The sequence below is a fragment of the Pseudomonas sp. HMSC057H01 genome (assembly GCF_001836405.1).
In the GTDB taxonomy this organism is placed as follows: Bacteria; Pseudomonadota; Gammaproteobacteria; order Pseudomonadales; family Pseudomonadaceae; genus Pseudomonas; species Pseudomonas aeruginosa.
On the sequence record NZ_KV828512.1, the window covers coordinates 92,954 to 97,747 of the forward strand.

Below are 4,794 nucleotides of genomic sequence, written 5' to 3' on the forward strand. Positions count from 1 at the left end.
CGGCCGTTCCGGGCCCGCCTTTTCGGCGGGCCTTTGCATTTCCGGGAGTCATCCATGTCCGAGCCAAGCTCTGCGGCCTCCGCCGCCAGCGCAATGGCTGGCGGCGGCCTGGCCATGTACCTGCCGGGTATCGATGGCAACGCCTTGCTGGGAGGCTTCGGCGGCGCCATCTTCTTTGTCGTGTTCGCCCGTGACTACAACGCCCTGACCCGCCTCGGCTATCTGCTGGTGTCCTGGGTCGGCGGCTATTACGCCGGAATCGAGGCGCTCGGCCGCGGGTTGACCCAGACCAGCGGCATGGCCGCCTTCGTCGCCGCGACCCTGTGCGTGACCGGCGGCATCGGCATGCTCGAGTGGATGCGTGGCGGTGAACTGCCCAACTGGATGCGCGGGCTGTTGCGCCGCCGGGGAGGCAAGTCCGATGGTTGACCCGCTGTCCACCCTGACCGTGCTGGTCTGCTCGGCGATCTGCATGCGCCTGATCACCTATCGCCGCGCCGGCGCGCGTTTCCGCCCCGGCGTTTCCCTGTGCGCCTACCTGCTGGCGTTGTGCACCGGCTGCCAGGCGCTGGGAATAGTGGCCGGGCTGTATCGCGCCGAGCACCTCTCGCCGTGGATGCTCGGGGTACTGCTGGTGCTGCTGGTCCTGCTGTTGCAGGCGCGTGGCAACCTGGCGCGGGTCCTGCGCCTGCATTGAACGAACGCACTTCGCTCCGGCCTGGCCGGCGGTTGTATCCGCCGCGTCGGTGCCTGTCCGTCATCCATCCATCCTGAAAAAGGAGTTCGCCATGTCCAGTGCAACCGTGCGCCTGGATCACGCCGCCCTGCGCGAAACGTTGCGGCAGTTGTTCGGCCTGCCCGCCGGCAGCGTCGTCGATGCCGATCAACTGCTGGCCCCGCCGGCCATCCCCTTCATGACCTTGCGCCTGGAGTCCTCGAGCCTGCTTGGCAAGGTGCGGCGGGAGTTTTCCGCCAGTGGCGAGCAGGAGTCCCTGCTGGCCAGTTGCGAGAGCATCTTTCGCCTGACCTGGCATGGTCCCGGGGCGCACCAGTACCTGCAGGATGCCCGCTGCCTGCTGCAGTCAGGCAATGCCGGCGAGCGCCTGCGCCTGCTGAAGGCCAGCCTGCTGCGCCTGACGCCCATCGAAAACCTGTCCGTCGTGCAGGATGGCCAGGCGCTGGGGCAGGCTCGTTTCGACCTTGTTCTCGCTCACGAACACGTGCTGCTCGTCGACCTCGAGCGCACCGCTTCCGGACAGGCCTCCGGGGGGACGGGTGGAACGGCTGCCTAGAGGTCGTTGCGATGCATCGTAGCGATGCCATCCATACATAGAGGAGAGATCCATGGTCATGTTGATCAGTCGTCGCGTCGGCATCGTTCGCCTGGATGCGGTGATTTCCGAAAACCTCGCGCAGGCTGCCGGGAGTGTCGTCGAGACGGGGCAAGAGGCTGCCGTCAGCGTGCGCGGCGACCAGCTCATCACCATCGTCGGCAGCATTGTCGACCATGCGCCCGCTGGCGAGCCGTTGCCCTCCTTGCTGCCGATGGAGGGAGGCAGCCGCGCGTTGAACGAGTGCCGTGTGCGCAAGGGCATCGCTGCCTTGACTTCACTGCAAGGCGCTTCCGAAACGGTGGACGTGCAGACGGGATTCCACCTGTATCGCGGTCTGTTCATCACGCGCGTTGTTGCCCGGCGAACCGCAGAAAGAGGATTGAGCCTGACCATAACCGCCAGCCAGAGGCGTGCGCGGCGGGCAGGCGGTAGGCTGCTGAAGACTGTCGTCCGTCTTTTCCATGCAGGCAGGGCGACACCCTGCCCGGCACGCTAAAGGCGATGCCGGTCCTGCTTTCATCGGTATGAGGTCGGCCCGGCCTTAGCTCCCGGGATCGACTCGCTCCACCCGGTACCTTCCCTTTCCCTTCACGCATCCCTCCTGATCGAAGCTCACGCTTCTCGCTCCCCGTCGCTTGTCGGCCTTGTACTGATAACGCACCTCCGCATTGTTCCCGCTGACCCGGTCCGGCTTGCCCAGCGCCCGCTCCACATCGGAGCGGGTCATTCCCGCCATTATTCGCTGCTCCACGATCGCCTTGCGGCGTTCCTTCTCGTCCAGGCGTCTGCTGCAGCGATCTTCTCTTTCTCCGATCACCGCGAGCGGCACGCTTTTCCGGCCGATGGACGCCTTTTTCGTCTTCGTCTCGGCCATCGGCGTGACACTCCTGCCTCCCGGCGGCGGGTTGTCCGCCACGACGGTCTCGCCGGCCTGCCCGGCGGGGCAACCGAGTTGGGTGAAGCTGACATGGCCGCTGGCGTCTTCGCAGCGGAATACCGCAGCGGCCTCGCAGGTGGACGCCAGCGAGAGGAGGAGAAGGAGGGACAGGGAACGCATGGCCGGCACTCCGGGTCGGATAAGGGTGAGTGCAGGCTAACGCGTTGCCTTTTTCCGCGGGGCCGAGTGTCCTGAGTGAAATTTCCGGCGCCGCAGTCAGGCGTCGAGTGACGATGAACTTTGTGCCGCAAGCGCTTGTTCTTGCCGCCATTTTGTAACGCGCAAAACGCAAGCGGAGTGTTATCATTATCCGTATCTGCCCCGAGAGGGCCCTTGGAACACCCCCATGGACTTACCCAGTAGAAACTCGAACAGTTTCCCGTTTGACCAATCACGTTTCTGATTGACCCCTTTGGCGTGCTCCGCTACTGGGGGTGGAGCGCGCTATGACCGAAGTAGAAGCCAAGAAGCCGCAGGAAAGCCTGCAGGACCGCCTAGCGCAGGTGGTCGAGCTGCTGCATCGCCACAAGGTGGTGGAGGACCTGACCCATCGTCAGGAAGGCCAGCACCATGACCGGGTGGAAAACCTCGTCCACCGGCAGAATCTCGTAGAACTCCAGCGCAAGCTGGAGGAACTGCACCCCGCCGACATCGCCCACATCCTCGAATCGCTGCCGCTGGACGACCGCCTGACGGTCTGGCAGCTGGTCAAGTCCGAGGACGACGGCGACATCCTCCTCGAAGTCTCCGACGCGGTCCGGGAAACCCTGATCGCGGACATGGACGACCACGAGATCATCGCCGCGACCAAGGACCTGGACGCCGACGAACTCGCCGACCTGGCGCCGGAACTGCCGCGCGACGTGGTCCATGAACTGATGGAAAGCCTCGACGCGCAGCAGCGCGAGCGAGTGCGTTCGGCGCTGTCCTACGAGGAGGACCAGGTCGGCGCGCTGATGGACTTCGAGATGGTCACCATCCGCGAGGACGTCAGCCTGGAAGTGGTGCTGCGCTACCTGCGCCGCCTGAAGGAACTGCCCGGGCATACCGACAAACTGTTCGTGGTCGACTACGACGGCGTGCTCAAGGGCGTGCTGCCGATCAAGCGCCTGCTGGTCAACGATCCGGACAAGCAAGTGCTGGAAGTCATGGCCACCGACCCGGTGACCTTCCACCCGGACGAGGACGGCTACGACGCCGCCCAGGCATTCGAGCGTTACGACCTGATTTCCGCGCCGGTGGTGGACAAGGGCGGCAAGCTGATCGGTCGTCTGACCATCGACGAGATGGTCGACCTGATCCGTGAGGAGAGCGAAAGCGAAGTCCTCAACATGGCCGGTCTGCGTGAAGAAGAAGACATCTTCGCCTCGGTCTGGAAGTCGGTGCGTAACCGCTGGGCCTGGCTGGCCACCAACCTGATCACCGCCTTCGTCGCCTCGCGGGTGATCGGCCTGTTCGAAGGCTCCATCGAGAAACTGGTGGCGCTGGCCGCGCTGATGCCGATCGTTGCCGGCATCGGTGGCAATTCCGGCAACCAGACCATCACCATGATCGTCCGCGCCATCGCGCTCGACCAGGTACAGCCGACCAGCAACAGTCGCAACCGCCTGCTGCGCAAGGAGCTTGGCGTCGCGCTGGTCAACGGCCTGGCCTGGGGCGGAGTGATCGGCGTGGTGGCCTTCTATCTTTACGGCAACTGGGAACTGGGCGTGGTGATGACCGCCGCGATGACCCTGAACCTGCTGCTGGCGGCGATGATGGGAGTGCTGATCCCGATGACCCTGCATCGTTTCGGACGCGATCCGGCGATGGGCTCCAGCGTGATGATCACTGCGATGACCGACAGCGGCGGTTTCTTCATCTTCCTCGGCCTGGCGACGATCTTCCTGATGTAGCCGGAGCGCCATGCAAGAAGCCGCCCAAGGGCGGCTTTTTTCATGGCGGTCAGATCAGCGGGGAAACCTTCGGTGGCGACCAGGACAGCACGCTCAGGCAGCGATCGCCGCCATTGACGAAATACTCGTCGACGGCCTTGGTCTCGCGGGCGACGAAGCCCTCGCGACGGCATTCCTGGTCCAGCCAGCCGCCTTGCTCGACCCGGTACAGCCAACCCTCGGACGCCGCACAGGCTGGCCAGAATTCCAGCAGGTCGGCAGCGTCGAGCTGGCGCAGGCCTTCGACTTCGACGAACTCGACGCGCCAGGTGCGCTGGTTGGCGAGGTCGCGGACGAGGATGGTGAGGCCGGCGCGATCCTGGCGGCACTCCAGGAACCAGGGGTCGACGCAGGGCGGCGCCTGGAGCAGAACCGCCAGCAGCGGCTCCGCGCGTTCAGCCACGGACGCGCAGGGTCAGGCCCTTGAGGAAGTTGCGCAGCAACTGGTCGCCGCAGGTCCGGTAGTTGCTGTGACCGGGCTTGCGAAACAGGGCGCTCAGCTCGGGTTTGGAGACTGGGAAGTCGACGCTGGCGAGGATGGCATGGAGGTCTTCCTCCTTGAGTTCGAAGGCGACCCGCAGCTTCTTCA

General features: G+C 64.9%; 8 protein-coding genes. 5 read left to right on the top strand and 3 right to left on the bottom strand.

Translation table 11 applies throughout. The annotated features are described in order from the left end of the window. Positions 1–54 precede the first annotated feature (54 nt). From HMPREF2581_RS25105 to HMPREF2581_RS25120, 4 genes are all read left to right on the top strand, one after another. The gene (locus HMPREF2581_RS25105; protein ID WP_011666734.1) at positions 55–429 is read left to right on the top strand and encodes a phage holin family protein; all 375 of its coding nucleotides are present in this window, start codon (positions 55–57) and stop codon (positions 427–429) included. Continuing rightward, a complete protein-coding gene (locus tag HMPREF2581_RS25110) occupies positions 422–697 on the top strand; it encodes a phage holin family protein (protein WP_003085989.1) in 276 nt (91 codons plus the stop codon). Before HMPREF2581_RS25105 ends, HMPREF2581_RS25110 begins: the two co-directional genes overlap by 8 nt. Positions 698–788: 91 nt before the next feature. Next, positions 789–1,292, top strand: a complete 504-nt coding sequence (locus tag HMPREF2581_RS25115) for a phage neck terminator protein (protein ID WP_003140805.1) — start codon at positions 789–791, stop codon at positions 1,290–1,292. A 52-nt stretch (positions 1,293–1,344) separates the two neighbouring features. After that, a complete protein-coding gene (locus HMPREF2581_RS25120) occupies positions 1,345–1,830 on the top strand; it encodes a hypothetical protein (RefSeq protein WP_003120724.1) in 486 nt (161 codons plus the stop codon). A 45-nt stretch (positions 1,831–1,875) separates the two neighbouring features. On the opposite strand, the gene HMPREF2581_RS25125 is transcribed toward HMPREF2581_RS25120, so the two are convergent. Then, positions 1,876–2,391 (bottom strand): DUF4124 domain-containing protein, encoded by a 516-nt coding sequence (locus HMPREF2581_RS25125; protein ID WP_003085993.1) that lies wholly within the window; start codon positions 2,389–2,391, stop codon positions 1,876–1,878. A 326-nt stretch (positions 2,392–2,717) separates the two neighbouring features. On the opposite strand from HMPREF2581_RS25125, the gene mgtE reads away from it, so the two are divergent. Further along, positions 2,718–4,166, top strand: a complete 1,449-nt coding sequence (gene mgtE, locus HMPREF2581_RS25130) for a magnesium transporter (RefSeq protein ID WP_003085996.1) — start codon at positions 2,718–2,720, stop codon at positions 4,164–4,166. A gap of 49 nt (positions 4,167–4,215) precedes the next feature. On the opposite strand, the gene HMPREF2581_RS25135 is transcribed toward mgtE, so the two are convergent. Together HMPREF2581_RS25135 and HMPREF2581_RS25140 are read right to left on the bottom strand one after the other, a co-directional pair. Beyond that, complete coding sequence (locus HMPREF2581_RS25135; protein WP_003085997.1) at positions 4,216–4,608, bottom strand: hypothetical protein; 393 nt, start codon at positions 4,606–4,608, stop codon at positions 4,216–4,218. Beyond that, positions 4,601–4,794, bottom strand: a 194-nt coding sequence (locus HMPREF2581_RS25140) for a DUF1456 family protein (protein WP_139181928.1), incomplete at its 5' end; no start/stop codon positions are given. The genes HMPREF2581_RS25135 and HMPREF2581_RS25140, both read right to left, overlap by 8 nt.